Raw genomic sequence first — 19,015 nt, 5'->3', positions numbered from 1 at the left:
GCATGGTGCAGTCGTCGACCTGGACGCGGAGTGAACGCATGTCCGGCACGCGCACCGTCCTTCACCTCACGGCGATGCAGAGAACCCGGTCCGGCTCGCTCGAGCGCGCGGGAGGCTCGCGTGGCTAGCCCCTCGCCCACGCGCGTCCTGTTCCTGGCCCCGTTCCCGAGGGCCGGGCGCTTCCCGGGCGGGATCACCGCGGTCGCGAACGGCGTCCGGAGCCACCTCGACCTGGCGGCGCGCAGGGGCTGCGAGTTCGACTTCTTCAACACCGAGCCGGGCGAGCGGAGCCCCGCGGACGCGGGCAAGCTGACGGCCGGCAACCTCGTGAACGCGCTCCGGATGGCCGCGCGGCTCAGGGCCGAGCAGCGGGGGAAGCGGTTCGACGTCGTCTACGTCTCGTCGTCCGTCCGGTGGGCTCTGCTCAAGGACCTGCTCGCGATCCAGCTCATCGGACGGCGCCCGCGGTGCCGGGTCGTCCTGCACGTCCACTTCGCAGAGGCGACGAAGATCCTCTTCGACGTCCCGCTCCTCGATCGGCTCGTGGTGGAGGCGATGAGGCGCAGCGTGGATGACGTCGTCTTCCTCTCCGGGCGCACCCGCGACGAGTTCGTCCGGATCGGGCTCCCGGGCGCCCGCACCCACGTCGTCCACAACTTCCACGAGGTCCGCTTCGGGCCGGACGCGCTCCGGCGGAAAGTCGCGCGCGCGCGGGCGAAGGACCGGCTCGAGCTCCTCTTCATGGGGTCGCTCGATCGGCGAAAGGGCATCCTGGACCTCCTCGCCGCGCTCGTCCGGCTCGGCGACGCGCCCGTGAAGCTGCACGTCTGCGGGAGGCCGAACGAGGCGGGGATCGACGAGGCCCTGGCGTCACCCCTGGCGGCGCTCGGTGACCGCGTGGCGATGCACGGCTACGTGTCTGGCGCGGCCAAGGCAGAGCTCCTCGAGAACGCGGACGTCCTCGTCCTGCCGTCGTACGGCGAGGGGCTCCCGATGGTGCTGCTCGAGGCGATGGCGACCGGGTGCGCGGTGGTGACGACGCCCGTCGGCGCCATCCCGGAGCTCGTCGTGGACGGCGACGGGGGGCTCCTCGTCGCGCCCGGCGACCCGGCGCGCCTCGCGGCGGCGATCCGGACGCTCGTCGACGACCGGGAGAAGCTCGCGGCGATGATGGAGACCAACCATGCAGCGGCCGCGCGCTTCACGAGTGAGCGCTTCATGGAGGCCATCTGCACCGTGTGCCGCGGCCCGGGCGCGCCGGCCGTCGGCGCGCGCGCCGTGCCGCTGGCGGCGACCCGCGCCCGGTGACGATCGGCGGGCCGACGCCTCCGACGCGCCTCAGGGGCGCGCGCCCTGCGACTCCTTCACGCACTCCGGCCAGTCCTGCTCGGCGAGCGGGCGCCGGCCCTGCAGGTGGAAGCGCACGACGCCCTCGGCCTTCGAGAGCACGGTGCTGGAGGGACGACGCTGCCGGAGGCTGTGCAGGATCGCGAGCGTGACCGGGTTCGCCGCGCCGGCGAGCCACGGATGGAACACCACCCGCTGCCGCACGAGCCTGGGACGGTACCCCATCCGCAGCTTGAACTCGTCGACGCTGGCGGGGGCGTCGAGCGACTGCAGCGTGTAGAAGATCGAGCGAATCTCGGGCCTGTCGAGGATGGACCGCGTCGCGACGAAGGCGAGCGCGTTGTTCACGCGTGCCTTCACGAACTCCGTGAGGCACTGCTGCGAGAGGAGCTCGCAGCAGTCGTCCACCGTGAACGCGAGGATCGAGGCCGCGAGGCGTCCGTCCACCAGCGCCCCCCACGCCTCGAACCCCGGCAGATCGGCCGCCGCGAGATACCGGCGTCGCCAGGCTTCCGCGTCGAACGTACCCTCTCGCCCCTGCCGTCCGATCGTGTCCCGCTCCAGCGCCCACCCCTCCTCCGCCAGCCGTTCGAGCGGGATCCGCTCGACCCGGCACTTCGCCAGGCCCAGGCGGACGTTCTGCCGGGACTGCTTGCCGATCGAGTCCAGGCCGTAACCGCGGTCGTCGCAGACCAGGTGATAGCTGATGCACCCCTCCGGCGCGTCCGCCGTCGTCGAGTAGCGCAGCGCGATCGCGCCGTTGTCCCTGAGGAACCGCCGGAGCTCGTCCTCCGGCGGCGTGATGAGCCAGTGATACGGGAAGGCCTGGTACACTCGCGGTCCGGCGTCGTACCAGTAGCTGCTGGCGGTCCGAACGACGCGGTGGCCCTGGCGACGCAGCCACTCTGCGTACATGTCTGGATTCATCGGTGCCTCGCTCCGGATTGGCGATGCCAGGCGGCGCCGGACGCTCGCAGCTCCGTCCGACGCTCCGTGGCGTTCGGCGGGCGGCGCGCGCGGCCTGCGCTGCTCCTCGAGCTACCTGCTGACGTGTCGGTCCCCCCGACTTCCGGACGACCGCGCGACCGTAGCAGACGGAGCGAAGGCGGACCGGGGGCCAAGCGGGTGGCGGCCGAAACGCCCACGCGAAGGAGGCAACACGCGAACGAGATCACCGTCGCGCGGCCGTCGTCGAGCCCCGTCCGCACCCAGGCTCGACGGCGGCGCTTCTTGTACAGTGGGCCGGCGCCGCGGAGCCCGCGAGGTCGCCTCGCGCCGCGCCGTGCGCTCGGGGCGGAGAGATGCGCGAAACCAGCAGTCCGCGGCGGCTCCGGCTCGACGGGAGCATGCGCCGGGTGCCGCTGCTCGGCGTCCTCCCGGCCCTGGCGGCGTCGCTCATGTGCGGCGGCATGACGGTGCACCCGCAGCCCGAGGCCCCCCCTCCGGAACACGAGGCCCTCGCGCCCGCAGTGTGGACCGCGTCCGCGATGGAGCGTGTCTTCCGTCGAGACCCGCCGCGGCCGCTCCGCGGCGCGACGCTGTTCGCCGCCCGCGGCGAGTACGAGGCCTTCCAGATCGTCGTGCACGCCCCCGGCGGCGCCCTCACCGGCGTCGAGGTGTCCGCGTCCGACCTCGTCGCCCCCACCGGGCAGAGCCTCCCGGCGGCGACCTTCTCGGTGTTCCGCGAGCAGTACGTGGACGTGCCGAGGTCGAGCCACGCTCCGACGCGAGGAAATCATCCGGAGCCGCCCGGCGCCTATCCGGACGCCCTCGTCCCCATGGCCGCGGCGGGGACACCGCGGCTCGGCGTACCGGCCGGCGAGAACCAGCCGTTCTGGATCGACGTCCGCGTGCCGAGAGGAGTCGCTCCCGGCCTGCACACCGGCACGGTCACCGTGACCACGGACCAGGGACGCGTGTCCGTCCCCGTCTCGCTCACCATCTGGGACTTCGACCTGCCTGCCGTCCCGTCGCTCCGCTCCAGCTTCGGGCTGACCGGTCCCCGGCTCCGAGACGAGGCGTATCAGCGGCTCCTCCTGGAGCACAAGGTGATGCCGACGCACGTGAGCGCCGCGGCGGCACGGACGCTGCGGGCGCGGGGGCTGAACGTCGCGGGCCTGGAGTACTGGTCCGATCAGGACGGCTGCGCCATGAAGCCTCCGCCGAGCGGCGACGCGCTCCGGAAGGCGGTGGCCGCCTACCCCTCCGGCCTCGATCTCTACGTCTACGTCGCCGACGAGCCGCTCGCGAAGTGCGACGACCCCGCTCGCATCACGCCCAAGATCGCTGCGTGGGCGAGAAGCGCCCACGCCGCGCGCGCGAAGGCCCTCGTCACCATCCCGCCGCGACCGGAGCTCCTCGACGACGGGACCGGGCGCTCCAGCGTGGACGTCTGGGTGATGCTGCCGAACCAGCTCGACGCGGCGGACCCTGCCCAGGTGGAGGCACGGCGCCACGGAGACGAGCTCTGGTGGTACACCGCCCTCGCTCAGGACGCGTACTCGCCGAAGTGGCTGCTCGACTACGCACCGATCAACTACCGGATCGGCACGGGCTTCATCGCCCAGTCGCTCGGCCTCGCCGGCGTGCTGTACTGGGCCGTCGATCACTGGAGCGGCGACCCGTGGGCGGACGTCTACTACCGCGAGGGCTCCGCGAGCTGGGCGGGAGAGGGCCTGCTGGTCTACCCGGGAGAGCCCGCCGGCGCCGACGGCCCGGTTCCGTCGATGCGCCTCAAGTGGATCCGCGAGGGCGTCGAGGACTTCGAGTACGTCGAGCTGCTGAAGCGGCGGGGCCGGGGCGCATTCGCGCTGGAGGTCGCGCGGAGCGTCGGGGCCGACTGGCGGAGCTGGACGAAGGATCCCGGCGCGCTCGAGCAGGCGCGCATGCGCCTCGGGCAGGAGCTGGATCGCCTCGGGACGCGCCCGGATGGCGCCCGGATCGAGCCGACGTCGGTGCGCGCGGTGGACGCACCACCGGAACGAGCGACCCGGAAGGACACATCCGGGACCGCCCGGCGTGTGCGCGGTCAATGAAGAAAGGCCGTGCAGCCGCGATGCTCGGAGCGGTCGCTCCTCGCGTGGACGCCATGGCTCCCTCCGTCGCAGCAACGTCGCGTGCCGGCAGTCGCACGGAGCCCGAGCGCGCGTCGGCGAACGTGGGCTGGATGCTCGTCGGGACGATCGCGTACTCCGCCGTTCAGTGGATCTACTTCGTCATCCTCGCCCGCTGGGGTGGGACGACCGCCGTCGGGACGTACGCGTACGCGCTCGCGCTCACCGCGCCGTTCATGACGTTCGCGGCGCTGCAGCTGCCGGCGCTCCTCGCGACGGACGTGCAGGGCCGCTACGCATTCGCGGACTACCGGACGCTCAGCGCGTGGACGAGCGCGGGCGGGGTGGTCGGGATCGTGCTCCTCGTCAGCATCACGGGCACCGCGGCGAGCAGCTGGAGCGTCCTCGCCCCGGTGTGCGCGATGCGAGTCGCCGACCTGCTCGCGGACGTCTACTACGGAGCGTGGCAGCGGGACGAGCGGATGCGCGTCATCGGCGTGAGCCGCCTCGTGCGGGCGGTGAGCTCGGCCGTGCTCATGACCGCGGCGATGCTGCTCGGGGGTGGCCTCGCGGGAGCGGCGGTCGGCGCGGCGATCGGGTCGACGGCGGCCCTCGCGTACGCGCACGCCCGGACGTACGGCGACGGCGAGATGCGTCGGCGGGTCGCGGAGCGCACGGGGCCGCCGTCCACGCGCAAGCTCCTCGCCCTCGCCGCGGAGGCCTTCCCGCTCGGCGTGATCCTGCTCCTCGTCGCGCTCCAGGCCAATGCGCCGAGGTACTTCGTCGACCTCCACGCCGGCCGGGACGCGCTCGGGATCTTCGCAGCGGCGAGCCAGCTCACCGGCGCCGGGGTGCCGCTCATCACCGCGATCGGGTCCGCCGCCGTCCCGCGGTTCGCCTCGCTGCGCGCCGCGGGGGACACGAAGGCGTTCGACGCGCTCGTGCGCAAGCTCGTGCTGCTTGGAGCGGGGCTGGGCGCGGCGGGGGTGGCGGTGTCGGCGACGGTCGGGCGCACGGTGCTCGCCGTCGTCTATCGCCCCGAGTTCACCACGGGGGCAGGCGTGCTCGTGATCCTCAGCGTGGCAGCGGCCGCGGGGTTCGTCGCGGCCTTCCTCGGGTACGCGATGACCGCGGCGCGGATCATCGTGGTGCAGCCCTTCATCCTCGCCGTCGCGCTGGCGGTGCTCGTCGCAGCCTGCGCCGTGCTCGTCCCGCGCCACGGGGCCGCGGGCGCGGCCTGGGGCCTGGTGGCGGCGTCCGCGTTCCAGTGTCTCGCGAGCTGGGCGGCGCTGCGCCGGTCGCGCGCCGTCGCGCGGGGAGCGGTCGCGTGACGGCGCTCGATGCTGGCGCGCGGAGGCTCCGGGTCCTCCAGATCATCCCGAACCTCGGCGTGGGCGGCGCGCAGCGCATGCTGGCCCACCTCGCGACGCACCTCGACCGCACCGCGTGCGAGGTCTCCGTCCTCAGCCTCTACGATCCGTCCGGCACGGCGATCGCGCGGGAGCTGACGGCTCGCGGGATCGCGGTCGAGCACCTCGGGAAGCGGCCCGGGCTCGATCCTCGCGTGTGGCCCCGGCTCTCGCGCGCGCTCCGACGCATCCAGCCGGACGTGCTCCACACGCACCTCCCCGTGCTTCACTACACGTTGCCCTGGGGGCTCGGGCCGTTCCGCGGGCGCTTCGTCCACACCGTGCACACCGTCGCGGAGCAGGACGCCGCCTGGATGCCCGGCAGGGCGGCGCACGCGCTCGCCTTCCGCGCCGGGGTGGCGCCGGTCGCGATCTGCGAGTTCGTGGCGTCGACGATCGCCCGGGTCTACGGCGTGCGCCCGCGAGCCGTCATTCCCAACGGGATCCCGGTGCGGACGTTCGCGACTCCGACGGTCTCGCGAGAGCGGTGGCGTGCCGCGAACAGGGTTCCAGCGGACGCCATCGCGTTCGCGTGCGTCGCGCGGCTCGCTCCTCCGAAGAACACCGAAGGCCTGCTCGAGGCCTTCGCCGCCCTGGACGCGCGCGACGCGGTGCTGCTCCTCGCGGGGGATGGCCCGCTGGAGGCCGAGCTCCGGGCCCGGGCGCGACGGTCGGGCGTCGAGGACCGCGTGCACTTCCTGGGCGCGCGCGCCGACGTGCCCGACCTCCTCGCTGCGTCCGACGTCTTCGTGCTGCCCTCGTCGTGGGAGGGGCATCCGCTCTCCGTGATGGAGGCGATGGCCGCCGGGGCGGCCGTCGTGGCGACCGCCGTCGGAGGTGTCCCCGAGCTGGTGCGGCACGGCGAGACCGGGCTCCTCGTCCCCCCCGCGGACGGTCCGGCGCTCGCGAGCGCGCTGCGGCAGCTCTACGCGGACTCCGCGCAGCGCGCACGGCTCGGACGCGCCGCGAGGCAGGTCGCCGCGGAGCGCTTCGACGCGTCGCTCATGGCGGCTCGTTACGCGGACCTGTACCGGGAGCTGATGACCGCGCGCGCAGCCTGGCCCTCTATCGCGAGGTGATCACCGCGCGCGGCGGGCTCGCCCCTGACCTCGCGCTCCGCGACGATCGCGGCGGCGACGGGGCTCACGCCGCTCGCGCCATCCCGCCGACCGCCTCGTCTCGACGCGGCACTGCGCTCACGGCGGCGCAGAGCAGCAGCACGAACCAGGTCACCTTCCCGAGCTCCCAGGTCAGCGACGCGGCGCCGATGAGCCACGTCCCGATCACCGTCGCGACGAGGGTCCTGTCGCGCGCGGCGATGTGCAGGGCGGCGCGGACCACGCAGACGACGGCCGCCAGGAACAGGACGGCGCCGACCACGCCGAGCTCGACGGCGACGGAGAGGAGCGCGTTGTGGGCGACGGTCCGCTGCCCCAGGGGCGACGCCACGGCGTCCGAGAATCCGCCCAGGCCGACGCCGGCGAGCGGGTGGCGGCCGAATGCGGCGATCCCCGCCTTCCAGATGGGCAGGCGTTCTCCCATCGTCCCGTGCGTCACGCTCTCCTGGAGCGTGAAGATGCGCTCCCACGTCTCCTTCGGCACGACGCTCCACGCCACGGCGCCGCCGATCGTTGCGAACGCGACACCCGCCGCGAGCGCCCAGGGACTCCGCCAGCTGGTCAACGCGAGCGTGCCGACGGTCGCGAGCGCCGCGGCCAGGAACGCGCTGCGCGAGCCGCCCAGCCCGATCGCGACGAACGCGATCGGCACGTACGCGAGCCAGGCGAGCCGACGCCGGCGCTCCCCGGTCCGCGCGAGATACATCGCGATCGGAATCCCGATCGCGAGCGTGATCCCGAGCTCGTTGGGATCGAACCCGGGGGCGGAGTAGCGGATCTCGTACTCCTCGAGGATCTCCCCGGCCGTGAACGCACGCCACACTCCGAACGAGGCGACCACGCACCCGGCGACGAACCCCGCCGCCATCGCCCGGACGTCCCGGCGCGCCAGCGCGATCTGCCAGGCCACCCAGGCGAAGACGAGCAGCTGCACGCCCGTCTGGGCGCGAAGGACGCCGAGGTTCTGATCGCGCACCCACAACATGCTCGCGAGAGACCACGCGACGAGCGCGGTGAGCACGACGAGCAGCGACGTCGCCCGCCGGACGCGCCCCGTGCGCAGGACCTGCCAGGCACCGCCCAGCACCAGCAGGACGCCGATCGCGAACGTCGCGCTCGCGGTCCCCGTGAGCGGCAGCTTGTCCAGCGGGACGCCGAAGGCGAAGAGGACGAGCGCCGCGCGTGCCAGGCTCGTCGCGCCCGGAGGGACGTCGTCGAAGTCTGGAGCCGCGCCGCTCGTGCGTTCCCTCCCTGCCGGGCTCGCGACCGCCCGCCGGAAGCTCTTCCATGAACTCTAGCGCAACGGACCTCGCGCTCGAAGGCGTCCGCCCGGGGCTGCGCGGATCCGAGGCCCAGGACGAGCGCGTCAGCCGGCCTTCGCTCGCGGCGCCCCCGCCCCGTGCGCAGCGATGCCGGCGCGATACCGCCGCGCCGCGTCGGCCACGTGCCGGACCTGCTCGTCGGACAGGGTTGGATACGAGGGCAACCCGAGCACCGTCGCGGCTGCCGCGCGGGACACCGGGCAGCCCTGGACGCCGTAGCTGTCCGCGCACGAGTAGCGGTACGTCCACGTGACGTCGACGCCCTCACGCTGCATGTGGCGGTAGAAGCCCGCCTTGTCGCGCGCCCGAACGGGGAACTGGATCCACGACGGCTCGAACACCTCCGGGATCGAGAGCGGCGCGAGCCCGGGAACGCCCGCGACGGCGGCCTCGTACCGCCTGGCGATGCTCCGGCGCCGTTCGAGGTTGGCCGGCAGGCGATCGATCTGACGCAGCACGAGCGCACTCGACAGCCGCGAGCACCCGGCGAGGTAGCCGGGCGGCATCTCGGAGTGCGGCTCGACCACCTCGAACATGGCCTCGCTTCCGATCGCGCGGTACGCGAGGTGCGTCGCCGGATACACCAGCGGCGAGGTCGCGAGCTTGCGCGCGAGCGAGGTCGCGAGCTCCCGCGCACCGGCGCGGGGTGGCCGCGCCGGGCGGAGCACCTCGCGGATGCGCTCGGCGAGGTCGTCGCGGTCGGTGAGGAGAGCGCCTCCCGTCTCTCCCGCGATCACCTTGGTCGCCTGGAAGCTGATGACCGCGGCGTCGCCGAAGCTCCCGACGATCCTGCCCCGGACGCGCGCGCCGAGCGCCGCGGCGGCGTCCTCCACGAGGAGGACGTCGCGCCCGCGCACCGCGTCGCGGATCCCCTCCACGTCGCACGGGATGCCGAGCGCGTGCGTCGCGAAGACCGCGGACACGTCCGGCGCGAGCGCCTCCCGGACCGCCGCGGGCGTCATGGAGAGCGAGCCTTCGTCGACGTCGACGAACCGCGGGTCATGGCCGGCGAACCGGATCGCCTCGGGCACCACGATGCAGTCGTACGCAGGGAGCACGACCCGCCCCGGCCGCCCCCAGGCCCGGAGCGCCGCGTAGAGGCCGACACGCGCGCTCTCCACGAGGAACACGTGGCGCATCCCGTGGAGCTCGGCGAGGCGCGCGCGCAGCCGCTCGCCCGCGTCTTCGCGGCGAGCGATCTCGACCGCGGCGACCAGGTCGGCGTACGTGTACGTCGGCGCGTAGCGCGGGATCACGACGCGGCCACCTTCGCGAGGCCGCGGATGAGCTCGAGGTAGCTCCTCGACGCGACCTGCCTCGAGTAGTTCTCGACCACGAACGCGCGGCCACGCGCGCCCATGTCGGCCCGCAGCGCGTCGTCGCGCTCGAGACGCAGGATCGCGTCGGCGAGCGCCCGCGCGTCGCCGGGATCGACGCAGAGTCCGCACCGGGCCTGCTCGAGGAGGCTCCCGACCTCCGTCCTGGGATCCACGGTGGCGACGATGGGCCGGCCGCTCGCCATGATCGTGTACGTCTTCGACGGCACGGACTCGGTGACGATCTCGCGCTTGAGCGAGACGAGCGCGACATCCGCCGTCGCGTAGAGGAGCGGCACGCGCTCGCGGGGCAGGAACGGCGAGAAGCGGACGTTCCCGAGACCGTCGGCGCGCACCCGCGCCTCGAGCTCCGCCTTCCTCGGCCCCTCCCCGACGAGCACGAACACGACGCGCGGATCGCCCGCGAGCAGGCGCGCCGCGTCCAGGAGCGTGTCGAGGTCCTGCGACATCCCGATGTTCCCGGCGTACAGGACCACGAAGCGCCCCTCGAGCCCCATCTCGCGTCGGACCTCGTTGTCGGCCGGGAGCGGCCGGACGAAGTCGACGTCCACGCACGCGGGGATGACGGCGATCTTGTCGGGCGGCACGCGCTTCCGCACCAGGTTCTCCTTGAACCCGGGGGTGAGCACCGACACCTTGGCGCTCCGCGCGTAGAAGAACCGCTCGACGCGATCGATGGCGCTCGCGAGCACGCCGTCGCGGACGACGCCCAGCCGGATCAGCACGTCGGGGTAGATGTCGTGGACCGTGTAGATGAAGGGGACCCGGGGAAAGATGGCGTGGACGAACAGCGGAAGGCCGCTCCAGAGGCTCGGCGCGTCCGCCAGGACGACGTCGGGCTTCGTCGCGCGCAGCGCGGCGATGGTCGCGAACACGTTGAAGGACGCGTGGTAGAGCAGTCGGCCCCAGGTGGAGCTCCTGGGGACGCGGTACACGTAGCTCCGCGTGACCTTCACCCCGTTCTGCTCGCGCGAGACGAACAGGCCGCGGGGGCCCTCCCAGCGGCGCTCGGCGCCCGCGTAGTGCGGAAACGCCGTCGCGACCGTCACGTCGCAGCCCATCGCGTGCAGGTCCTCGCACAGCGCCGTGTAGATGGGCGCGCTCGGCCCGAAGTCCGGAGCGTACTGCGGCGTGACGACGAGGACCCGGGTCGGACGCATCGGCGATCTCACGGTGAGGGACGGATGGCGCGGAGCCTAGCAGGTCGCGCCGCAGCGGCGGCGCGGAGCCGCCCGTCGCTGACGGGTGCGGCGCGCACGCGCCCCATGCTCTCGGCTATGCTCGGGGGGAGAACGCTTGCCGGGGGGCGAGGCCATGCTGTCCGTCGGGGACTGGGTCGAGGTGCTGCCTGCGAAGGAGATCCTGGCGACCCTCGACGAGGACGGTGCGGTCGAGCACCTCCCGTTCATGCCGGAGATGCTGTCCCACTGCGGGCGGAGATACCGCGTGTCCATCCGCGCGGAGCGGACCTGCGTGCGCGGCGCTCCGCCCGGCGCGCATCCCATCCGCCGGCTCGATGATGCCGTCGTGCTGGATGGGCTCCGGTGCGACGGACGGTCTCACGGCGGATGTCAGCTCGGGTGCAGCTTCTACTGGAAGGAGCGCTGGCTCCGGCGCGTCGAAGGACCGGCGGACGAAGAGCCACGCGACGCCGCGTCGGCACCCGAGCTCCCGATCCACCCGCGATCGGATCCGACCGCCTTCGTCTGCCAGGGCACCGAGCTCGCGCGAGCGACCCGGCCCGCGGAGCCGCTGTGGAGCCCCGGCCAGTACGTCCGCATGCTCCGGGTCCGCACGCTGACGCTGCCGCAGCTCGTCTCCATGTACGCCGGCATCGCCGCCGCGCGCCTCGAGCGCGAGCTCGCGTCGCGACGCCCGCCGCGGCCGACGCCCCCGCACGGCCCCGACGAGGTGCTGGGGCTGAAGCCCGGAGAGTGGGTCCAGGTGAAGAGCAAGGCCGAGATCCTGGAGACCCTGGACGCGCGCGGGACGCACCGTGGGCTCAGCTTCATGAACCACTACGAGGTGTACTGCGGAAAGACGCTCCGCGTGCAGGCGCGCGTCGAGCGCATCATCGTCGAGGAGACCGGGAAGCTCCGCGCCGTCCGCGACACGGTCATCCTCGAGGGTTCCGTCTGCCCGCGCTACCACGGCTGCGCACGCGGAATGCCGCCGCTGTGGCGCGAGGCGTGGTTGAGGCGCGCCACCGCTCCGGGCACGTGACCGGGCTCCGCCGCTCCTCGCGCGCGGCGCCGGCGCCCACGGCGTAGCCGCGGTCGCACGACCTGGGCGTTACCTCCCCCGATCGCTTTCCACCATGCGAACGTCCGCCGATGGGGCGTCCGGGCCGAGGAGCGTCCGCTCGTCCGGTCGCCGAGTAGAATCTCCTTCGAAGAAGCGCTCGGAGCCGGGGGGCATCGGGTGGCGAGGGGTTACCGCTTCGTCAAGCGAGCGATGGACGTCGTTGCGTCCGCGTCCGCGCTGGTCGTGCTGGCGCCCGTGATGGGCGCGCTCGCTCTCGCGGTGAAGCTGGACTCCGCGGGGCCGGTGCTGTTCCGGCAGCGGCGGGCGGGCCTCGGAAACCGCCCGTTCACGATCCTCAAGTTCAGATCGATGCGGAACGGCGCGAGCGGGCCGTCCGTCACCGCGTCGCTGGACGGCCGGGTGACGCGCGTCGGCCGCTTCCTGCGGCGCCACAAGCTCGATGAGCTGCCGCAGCTCTGGAACGTGCTCGTCGGCGACATGAGCCTCGTCGGCCCGCGGCCGGAGGTCGAGCGCTACGTCCGACTCTTCCCCGAGGCGTACGCGCGGATCTTGACCGTCCGTCCCGGGCTCACCGACTTCGCCGCGCTCGAGTACCGCGACGAGGAGGCGGCGCTGGGCGCGTCGCCGGACCCGGAGGCGGCGTACACGGCCGTCGTGCTGCCCACGAAGATCGCGCTGTACCACCGCTACCTGGACGAGATGTCCCTCGGGACGGACGTCGTGCTGGTCCTGAGGACGCTCGCTGTGCTGCTCCGATGACCTCCCCCGCCTTCATCCCGTTCGCGCTGCCGGACCTCACGAGCGCCGAGCTCGACGCCGTCACGGACGTCCTGCGATCGCGGTGGATCACGACCGGCCCACGCGCGAAGGAGTTCGAGGCGCGGTTCGGGGCCGCCGTGGAGGCCGCGCACTGCGTCGCGGTGAGCTCGTGCACGGCGGCGCTCCACCTCGCGCTCGAGGCCGCCCGCGTCCGGCCGGCGGACGAGGTCATCGTCCCCACGATGACGTTCGCCGCGACCGCGGAGGTGGTGCGCTACCTCGGCGCCGTCCCGGTGCTCGTCGACGTGCGCGCCTCGGACCACAACGTCGACGTGGCGGCGATCGAGCGCGCGATCACGCCGCGCACGCGGGCCATCGTACCCGTCCACTTCGGCGGCGTGCCGGCCGACATGGACGAGATCGTCGCGCTCGCGCGCTCGCGCGACCTCCCCGTCGTCGCCGACGCCGCGCACGCGTTTCCGTGCCGCTACAAGGGGCGGAACGTCGGGACGCTGGCGGACGTGACCTGCTTCTCCTTCTACGCCACGAAGACCATCACGACCGGCGAGGGCGGCGCCGTGGTGACGGGGAGTGCCGGCTGGGCGGAGCGCATGCGGCTCATGTCGCTCCACGGCATCTCGCACGATGCGTGGAAGCGCTACACGGCGGAGGGCAGCTGGTACTACGAGATCGTCGCACCAGGGTTCAAGTACAACCTCGGCGACATCGCCGCGGCGCTCGGGCTCGCCCAGCTCGCGCGCGCGGAGGCGATGTGCGCGCGCCGGGAGGCGATCGCGAGGCGCTATGACGACGCGTTCCGCGAGGACGAGGCCATCGAGCTGCTCACGTGTCCCGCGGACCGCACGAACGCCCATCACCTCTACGTGATCAAGCTCGTCCCGCCGGTGGACCGCAACCGCTTCATCGAGGAGCTGAGGGCTCGCGGGATCGGCGCATCCGTCCACTTCATCCCGCTGCACGAGCACCCGTACTACCGCGACACCTACGGGTACCTGCCCGAGAGCTTCCCCGTCGCGCACGACGCGTACACACGGTCGATCTCGCTCCCGATCTACTCGGCGATGACGGATGCGCAGGTGGACCGGGTGATCGACACGGTGCTCGAGCTCTCCGGAGCTCAGCGTCGCCGTGCTTCGTTCGGCCGTTCCGACGAGGCGCGCGCTCCCGAGGTTCGAGCGTCGGGCGCTGTTCGCGACGCCGCCGGGGCTGCCGTGCCCGTGTTGCGGCGGTAGGGGCATCGGAGGCGATCGGCGCGCAGGGCACGTCCCGCCGGAGACGGCTCCACGCGCTCGTCGCATCCCCGTCCCGGGATCCGTGGCGAGCCGATCGCCCCCTTCTGCAAGGACGCGGACCGAGCGAGCGAGCATGCGGGCCATCCAGTCGGGTCGCCATCTCGGGGAACGGCCGCGACGACGTTCGTCGCCGCGCAGCGGGCGCATACTGGACACGGTCTCGAGGCAGGAGGTGCACCATGATCCGTCCTGGAATCGAGCCGCAAGGCCAGAAGCTACGCTGGACCGCCGAGGATCTCTGCGAGAGCTACGACGAGCTCGCCGAGCTCGAGCCGCTCGCGGCGGGAGCGGCGGAGGACGTGACGGCGCCCGAGGTCGACGACCTCGAGCTCGTCGCCACGCTCGAGGCGCGCCGAGACGAGGAGTCCGCGCCCGAGGGCGACGAGATGGGCGCGGAGCCCGCGCCGGAAGTGGCCCCCGCGGACGCGGAGACGTACGTCGTGTTGCCGGAGATCGACCTGCTCTCCGGGATCGTGGAGGCCGTTCGCGCCGAGGCGGCGCCGGACGACACCAGCGAGGAGGCCGCTCCGGAGGCGGAGGCCGTCGTCGCGTGAGCGGCGCCCGCGACGGTCACCGTCGGCGCCCGTTCAGGGTGGCGCCGGGCCTGGGCGGGCTCCGGATCTCGTGACCGGGAGCCCGCCTCGGACGCGACGCCGGCTCGTGGCCGGCGCCTGCCCCGTCGCCGCTCAGTTCGACAGGTCGCGTCTCACCGACGCGTTCAGCACGGCGGTGACGAAGCTCGGGTTGTGGAGGCCCTTGCTCGCGTCGCCGTGCACCAGGAAGTAGTTCCACCCCGCCCGGACGAAGTTCCCGGTCAGCCCGTACAGCACCGCCGGCGTGGCCTGGCCGTCCTTCAACGCGCCGAGCTGGACGCCGAACGTCGACATGGTCTTCGAGCCCGCCGGCTGGCCGGAGGCGTCGACGAACGGGATGGTCACCGGGGTCGTGAGGGTGACGACCAGGCCGACCTGACCGTGGATCTCCTCGACGCCGACGGAGGAGACCGGGTTCGCGACCACGTCGACCGCGACGTTGCTCGCCGACGTGCTCGAGTACAGGTCGGTCGCCCCGTCCCACGCGCGGACGCGGATCACGCCGCCCGCGATCGCGTTCATCCTCGCCTTCGCCGCCGCGCCGAGCGCCGCGGCCAGGGAGTCGAGCTGCGCCTCGACCTGCGCCTGGATCCCCTCGCCGTCGACGTTCGAGCCGTGGCAACCGGAGCAGAGCGCCGCCCGGTCCTGGTCGAGGATCCGGAAGAGATGGCCGCTCCGCGCCGGCGCACCGTGCGCGAGATAGCCCTCCGGCTGGAGCTCCATGTGACACCCGACGCAGGTGTCCTGGACGGCGGCGTGCCGCGACGTCATCGGCAGGCTCGCGCCGAGGAAGTACGCGTTGCGGCCGGCGAAGACGTCGCCCTGACAGGCCTGGTGCGGGGCGCTGTAGCCGGTGGGGTTGCCCGCGTTGTACGGCTCGCCGTCCTCGTGGAGGTACGTGAGCGCGTCGCTGCCGGTCTGCACGCCGTTGCGGCTGTTGTGACAGCTGACGCACACCGCTCCCTTCCCGAGGCCGTGGCCCGCGAACCCCGACGGCAGGAGCGGCGTGTCGCCGTACAGCCGGAGCTGGTTCGGGTTGGTCGCATCATGCGGGTCGTGGCAGGCTGAGCAGGTGACCGGCTCCGCGTTCGCGGCGGTCACCTGGGCGAGCACCGAGGCAGGGACCGAGTTCAGCGCGACCTTGCCCTGCAGCAGCAGCCCGACGTAGAGGCCGTAGCCCTGCGCGGTGTGGCAGCGGCCGCAGCTCGCGTTGAGCCCGGTGGGCCCGGAGCCGATCGTGGTCGCGGCGGTCCGGTTCGAGTGACCCATGGCGACGCCGCTCGCGTCCGGGGCGGCGGGCGTGGCCCACTCCGAGTAGATGTGGTGCGCGCCCGAGCCGTGGCACGGCGCGCACGCCTCGGCGGCGTAGGAGACGCGCGGCGAGAGGAACGGGGTGCTGACGCCGTTCACCCACGTGAGCGTGTGGGCCACCGAGTTCTGCGGTCCATGGCAGCTCTCGCACTGGACGTTCGCGAGCCGCGCCACCGTCGGCGCCGTCGCGAGCATCTCCTCCCAGTTGGTCGAGAGGAGCGCGGTCGGGAAGGTCCAGCCCGCGGCGGTCGCCGCGTCGTCGAACCCGCCGTTGAACGCGCCGGTGTCGTAGCCGACCGAGTGGCACTCGACGCAGCTCGCCGAGTAGGACGCGCCGAGCTTGCCGTCGATGCCGCGGGTGAGCTGGGTCGCGTGGCCGGTCGAGCGCCATGGCGTGAAGACGTCGGGGGCGATGGTGCCCTGGTGGCACAGCGTGCAGTCGGACTCGACGGCGACGGTGTCCCCGCTTCCCCCGGCGATCATGCCCCGCCAGCTGCCGGCCCGGAGGATCAGCGCGCCGGCCGACTCGGAGAGGTCGTACTCGCCGGCGACGTCCGCCACGAACGACGGCGTGCGGCTGGTCGCGTCGTCGAGCGCCGCGCTCGATCCGCCGGGGACCGCCGTGAGGGACCATGCGTTGCCCGCGTCGTGGCCGCTGTTCAGGTAGACGCGCGTGCCGACCGCAACGTCGCGGAGGCCGGGTGAGACGCTCGCGGCGCTGAGCGTCAGCGACGCGCTCGCGCTCTGGCCGCGGCCGTCGAGGACGGTCACGGTCGCGATCACCTGCCCGCGCGCGTCGCCGGTGATCGGGAGCACGCCGAGCCGGTCCTCGAGCCGGTACCCGGAGACGAACTGGCCGGGGTTGCCCGGGTCCGCCCGGAAGGCGAAGGCCTCCGCGAGCGTCGGCATCGCGACCGAGCCCGTCGCGCCGGCGCCGCTCACCGCGCCGAGCGCCGGCGAGGTCGCGTTGGACCACGCGTAGGTGAGCGCGTCGCCGTTGGGATCGCTCGCCGTCGCGGTCAGCTGGACGGTCGCGCCGTACCCCACGTCGTTCCCGGGCGCGGCAATGCTGACGCTCGGGCGTCCGCTCCCGGATTCGCTCAACGTGACGGCGAGCGCGAGCGTACGCCCCGCGATGACGCCGACGGGCAGCGGGCTCGGGGAGGTGTGGAACGGTTCCTGGAACGAGACCTCCATCGGGCCCGCGACGACGGTCAGGGCGAAGCGCCCGTCGGCGCCGGTGGTGGCGGTCCCGAGGACCGCGCCCGCAGAGTCGGCCGCGGTGACCACGACGCCGCTCAGCGGGTCCCCGGCCACGCTGTCCGTGACGCTTCCCGCGAGGATCCCGGTCGTCGACGCCGGAGCGCCCGGAGCACCCGGAGCGCCCGGCTGACCCGGATCGCCCTTCGGGCCCGCGGGGCCCTTCTCGCCGGCGCAGCTCGCCAGCACGCACGCAAGCATCGCCCCGCCCCACGTCGCTCGATGGCGCTTCATGGCACCCCAGGTCCGTCCGTGTCCGTTGCGCGGGCCCGCCCCACCGGCCGCCTGGAGCTCGTGCCCCTCCCCGCTCCCGGTCACCATGCCACGCGCCAACAGGGGTGCGGCAGCCCGTCACGACGGGACGACGGCTGCAGCGCGTCCCGCATCCCTCCTGGCGCCCCCGGGTCCCCTGTTGGGGGAATCCAGGCGCGAGGCGGCACCCGATGGGGTGGATTGATCCCCTACAACAAGCCTTTTTTCCCGACCTCGCCCTGTGGTCTGAGCTTACCCGCCTGTCCCCTGATCAAGGGGCAGCGAACCAAGTCAGCCTGCAGGGGGCCGAGATACCTGAAAGGGTAGGTGTAATGAATACAGCAAAGGTTGGGATCGCAGTGCTCGCGGCCATCGCCTTCGCCTGTGGCCCTGCGGACGTCGACGAGACCAATCCCGGGACGGCCGGAGGCGCGCAGACGGTTGCCGTCTCCGTCGCGCCGGTCACGGCATCCGTCCAGCCAGACCGCCCGCTCGCACTGACCGCGTCCGTCTCGGGGACGGCCAACACCACGGTGAGCTGGTCGATCATCCAGGGAGCGGCGGGCGGCTCCGTGACCGCCGCGGGTCTCTACACGGCGCCCGGTTCGGCGGGCACGTACCAGGTCGTCGCGACGAGCAACGCGGACACGACGAAGACCGCCACGGCCACGATCACCGTGACCGCGCCGACCCCGACCCCGACTCCGACTCCGACTCCGACCCCGACTCCGACTCCGACTCCGACCCCGGGGATCCCGCCGGATGCAGTGGACATCAAGGCGTACGGCGCGAAGGGCGACGGCGTCACCGACGATACCGCGGCCATCCAGGCGGCCGCCAACACCCGGAAGCCGCTCCTCGTCACGGCCCCCGCCGTCCGCTATCGCATCACGAACGGCATCAAGATCTTCAACTCCGTGTTCGGCGACGGGTCGATGCCCGAGATCCAGCTGGAGAATCCGAGCGGTGACTGGGGCGACTCCCAGCTCCAGATCGTGAACTACACGGGCACGTCGACACTCACCGTGCGGGGGCTTCACCTGGACGGCGGGTGGACGGGCGTGGACAGCGCCGAGCACACGTCGGGTGTCCACATCGCCGGGTCGCAGAACGTCGTGGTGGAGAACAACCTGATCGAGAACCAGCGGGGCGACGGCGTCTACGTGGGCGGCGGCGCGTTCACCACCGCGCAGAGCAAGAACATCACCGTCCGCAACAACGACATCAGGAACCCGCGCCGCTGCGCCGTGGCGGTCATCCACGTGAACGGCCTGTCGATCACGGGAAACACGATGCAGAAGTCGAACTCGTACGTGACGACCATCGACGTCGAGCCGAATCCGAACGGCATCGACAATGTCTGGAACGTGACGATCGATCACAACACGTTCAACTCACCCAGCGCGGTCGCGGTGATGCTGTATCACGCCTCCGGGTGGCAGTTTCCGCCGGGCGGTCTGGGGGGCAACATCCAGATCTCGAACAACACCGGAGACGCCTCCCAGGGCGTGAGCATCACCAACAGCGGCTGGGTGAACGTGACGCAGACGAACAACACCTGGCGCTGATCGGCGCGGAGCGCTCCGCGAAGGCACCGGGCATCCCAGCGGCCGCCCGGCGATCCCACGAGGAATCGCCGGGCGGCCCTTCCTTTCCAGCACCTCCGACGCCGCCCT

The 19,015-nt window shown here is 72.8% G+C and carries 14 protein-coding genes; 9 read left to right on the top strand and 5 right to left on the bottom strand.

Features of this window, described 5'->3' with window-relative positions:
* Positions 1 to 120 precede the first annotated feature (120 nt).
* Positions 121 to 1,308, top strand: a complete 1,188-nt coding sequence (locus tag AMOR_RS26755; RefSeq protein ID WP_248355779.1) for a glycosyltransferase family 4 protein — start codon at positions 121 to 123, stop codon at positions 1,306 to 1,308.
* Between the two features lie 30 nt (positions 1,309 to 1,338).
* Here the strand turns inward: AMOR_RS26755 and AMOR_RS26750 are convergent, their stop codons facing one another.
* Positions 1,339 to 2,274: a hypothetical protein gene (locus AMOR_RS26750; protein ID WP_248355770.1), complete on the bottom strand. Its 936-nt coding sequence runs from the start codon at positions 2,272 to 2,274 to the stop codon at positions 1,339 to 1,341.
* A gap of 374 nt (positions 2,275 to 2,648) precedes the next feature.
* Between AMOR_RS26750 and AMOR_RS26745 the strand changes: the two genes are divergently transcribed.
* The 3 genes from AMOR_RS26745 to AMOR_RS26735 all read left to right on the top strand — a co-directional run bounded on the left by AMOR_RS26745 (position 2,649) and on the right by AMOR_RS26735 (position 6,888).
* Positions 2,649 to 4,382, top strand: coding sequence for a DUF4091 domain-containing protein (locus AMOR_RS26745; protein ID WP_248355768.1), 1,734 nt, complete (start codon positions 2,649 to 2,651; stop codon positions 4,380 to 4,382).
* A 131-nt stretch (positions 4,383 to 4,513) separates the two neighbouring features.
* Positions 4,514 to 5,731 carry a lipopolysaccharide biosynthesis protein gene (locus AMOR_RS26740; protein WP_248355767.1) on the top strand — a complete coding sequence of 406 codons (1,218 nt, stop codon included), beginning with the start codon at positions 4,514 to 4,516 and terminating at the stop codon, positions 5,729 to 5,731.
* Positions 5,728 to 6,888, top strand: a complete 1,161-nt coding sequence (locus AMOR_RS26735; RefSeq protein WP_248355766.1) for a glycosyltransferase — start codon at positions 5,728 to 5,730, stop codon at positions 6,886 to 6,888. Before AMOR_RS26740 ends, AMOR_RS26735 begins: the two co-directional genes overlap by 4 nt.
* A 64-nt stretch (positions 6,889 to 6,952) precedes the next feature.
* On the opposite strand, the gene AMOR_RS26730 is transcribed toward AMOR_RS26735, so the two are convergent.
* From AMOR_RS26730 to AMOR_RS26720, 3 genes are all read right to left on the bottom strand, one after another.
* Positions 6,953 to 8,014, bottom strand: coding sequence for an O-antigen ligase family protein (locus tag AMOR_RS26730; RefSeq protein ID WP_248355765.1), 1,062 nt, complete (start codon positions 8,012 to 8,014; stop codon positions 6,953 to 6,955).
* A 279-nt stretch (positions 8,015 to 8,293) separates the two neighbouring features.
* Positions 8,294 to 9,505 carry a DegT/DnrJ/EryC1/StrS family aminotransferase gene (locus AMOR_RS26725; protein WP_248355764.1) on the bottom strand — a complete coding sequence of 404 codons (1,212 nt, stop codon included), beginning with the start codon at positions 9,503 to 9,505 and terminating at the stop codon, positions 8,294 to 8,296.
* On the bottom strand, positions 9,502 to 10,746 hold the full coding sequence (locus tag AMOR_RS26720) for a glycosyltransferase family 4 protein (protein WP_248355763.1): 1,245 nt from the start codon (positions 10,744 to 10,746) through the stop codon (positions 9,502 to 9,504). The genes AMOR_RS26725 and AMOR_RS26720 overlap by 4 nt, the downstream gene beginning before the upstream one ends.
* Before the next feature lie 154 nt (positions 10,747 to 10,900).
* On the opposite strand from AMOR_RS26720, the gene AMOR_RS26715 reads away from it, so the two are divergent.
* The 4 genes from AMOR_RS26715 to AMOR_RS26700 all read left to right on the top strand — a co-directional run bounded on the left by AMOR_RS26715 (position 10,901) and on the right by AMOR_RS26700 (position 14,477).
* A complete protein-coding gene (locus tag AMOR_RS26715) occupies positions 10,901 to 11,809 on the top strand; it encodes a hypothetical protein (RefSeq protein WP_248355762.1) in 909 nt (302 codons plus the stop codon).
* A gap of 231 nt (positions 11,810 to 12,040) precedes the next feature.
* A complete protein-coding gene (locus tag AMOR_RS26710) occupies positions 12,041 to 12,610 on the top strand; it encodes a sugar transferase (RefSeq protein WP_248355761.1) in 570 nt (189 codons plus the stop codon).
* A complete protein-coding gene (locus tag AMOR_RS26705) occupies positions 12,607 to 13,863 on the top strand; it encodes a DegT/DnrJ/EryC1/StrS family aminotransferase (protein WP_248355760.1) in 1,257 nt (418 codons plus the stop codon). Before AMOR_RS26710 ends, AMOR_RS26705 begins: the two co-directional genes overlap by 4 nt.
* Positions 13,864 to 14,102: 239 nt before the next feature.
* Entirely contained in the window at positions 14,103 to 14,477 is a 375-nt protein-coding gene (locus AMOR_RS26700) for a hypothetical protein (RefSeq protein ID WP_248355759.1), read from the top strand.
* A 132-nt stretch (positions 14,478 to 14,609) separates the two neighbouring features.
* Here AMOR_RS26700 and AMOR_RS26695 read toward each other — a convergent pair whose 3' ends face one another.
* Complete coding sequence (locus tag AMOR_RS26695; protein WP_248355758.1) at positions 14,610 to 17,321, bottom strand: carboxypeptidase regulatory-like domain-containing protein; 2,712 nt, start codon at positions 17,319 to 17,321, stop codon at positions 14,610 to 14,612.
* Positions 17,322 to 17,671: 350 nt separating this feature from the next.
* Between AMOR_RS26695 and AMOR_RS26690 the strand changes: the two genes are divergently transcribed.
* Entirely contained in the window at positions 17,672 to 18,907 is a 1,236-nt protein-coding gene (locus AMOR_RS26690; RefSeq protein WP_248355757.1) for a right-handed parallel beta-helix repeat-containing protein, read from the top strand.
* Positions 18,908 to 19,015: the final 108 nt, after the last annotated feature.

Origin of the sequence: Anaeromyxobacter oryzae, assembly GCF_023169945.1 — a bacterium.
GTDB classification, from domain to species: domain Bacteria; phylum Myxococcota; class Myxococcia; order Myxococcales; family Anaeromyxobacteraceae; genus Anaeromyxobacter; species Anaeromyxobacter oryzae.
The sequence above is the reverse complement of the archived record's forward strand: the minus strand, read 5'-3'. Positions and strand labels throughout refer to the sequence as shown.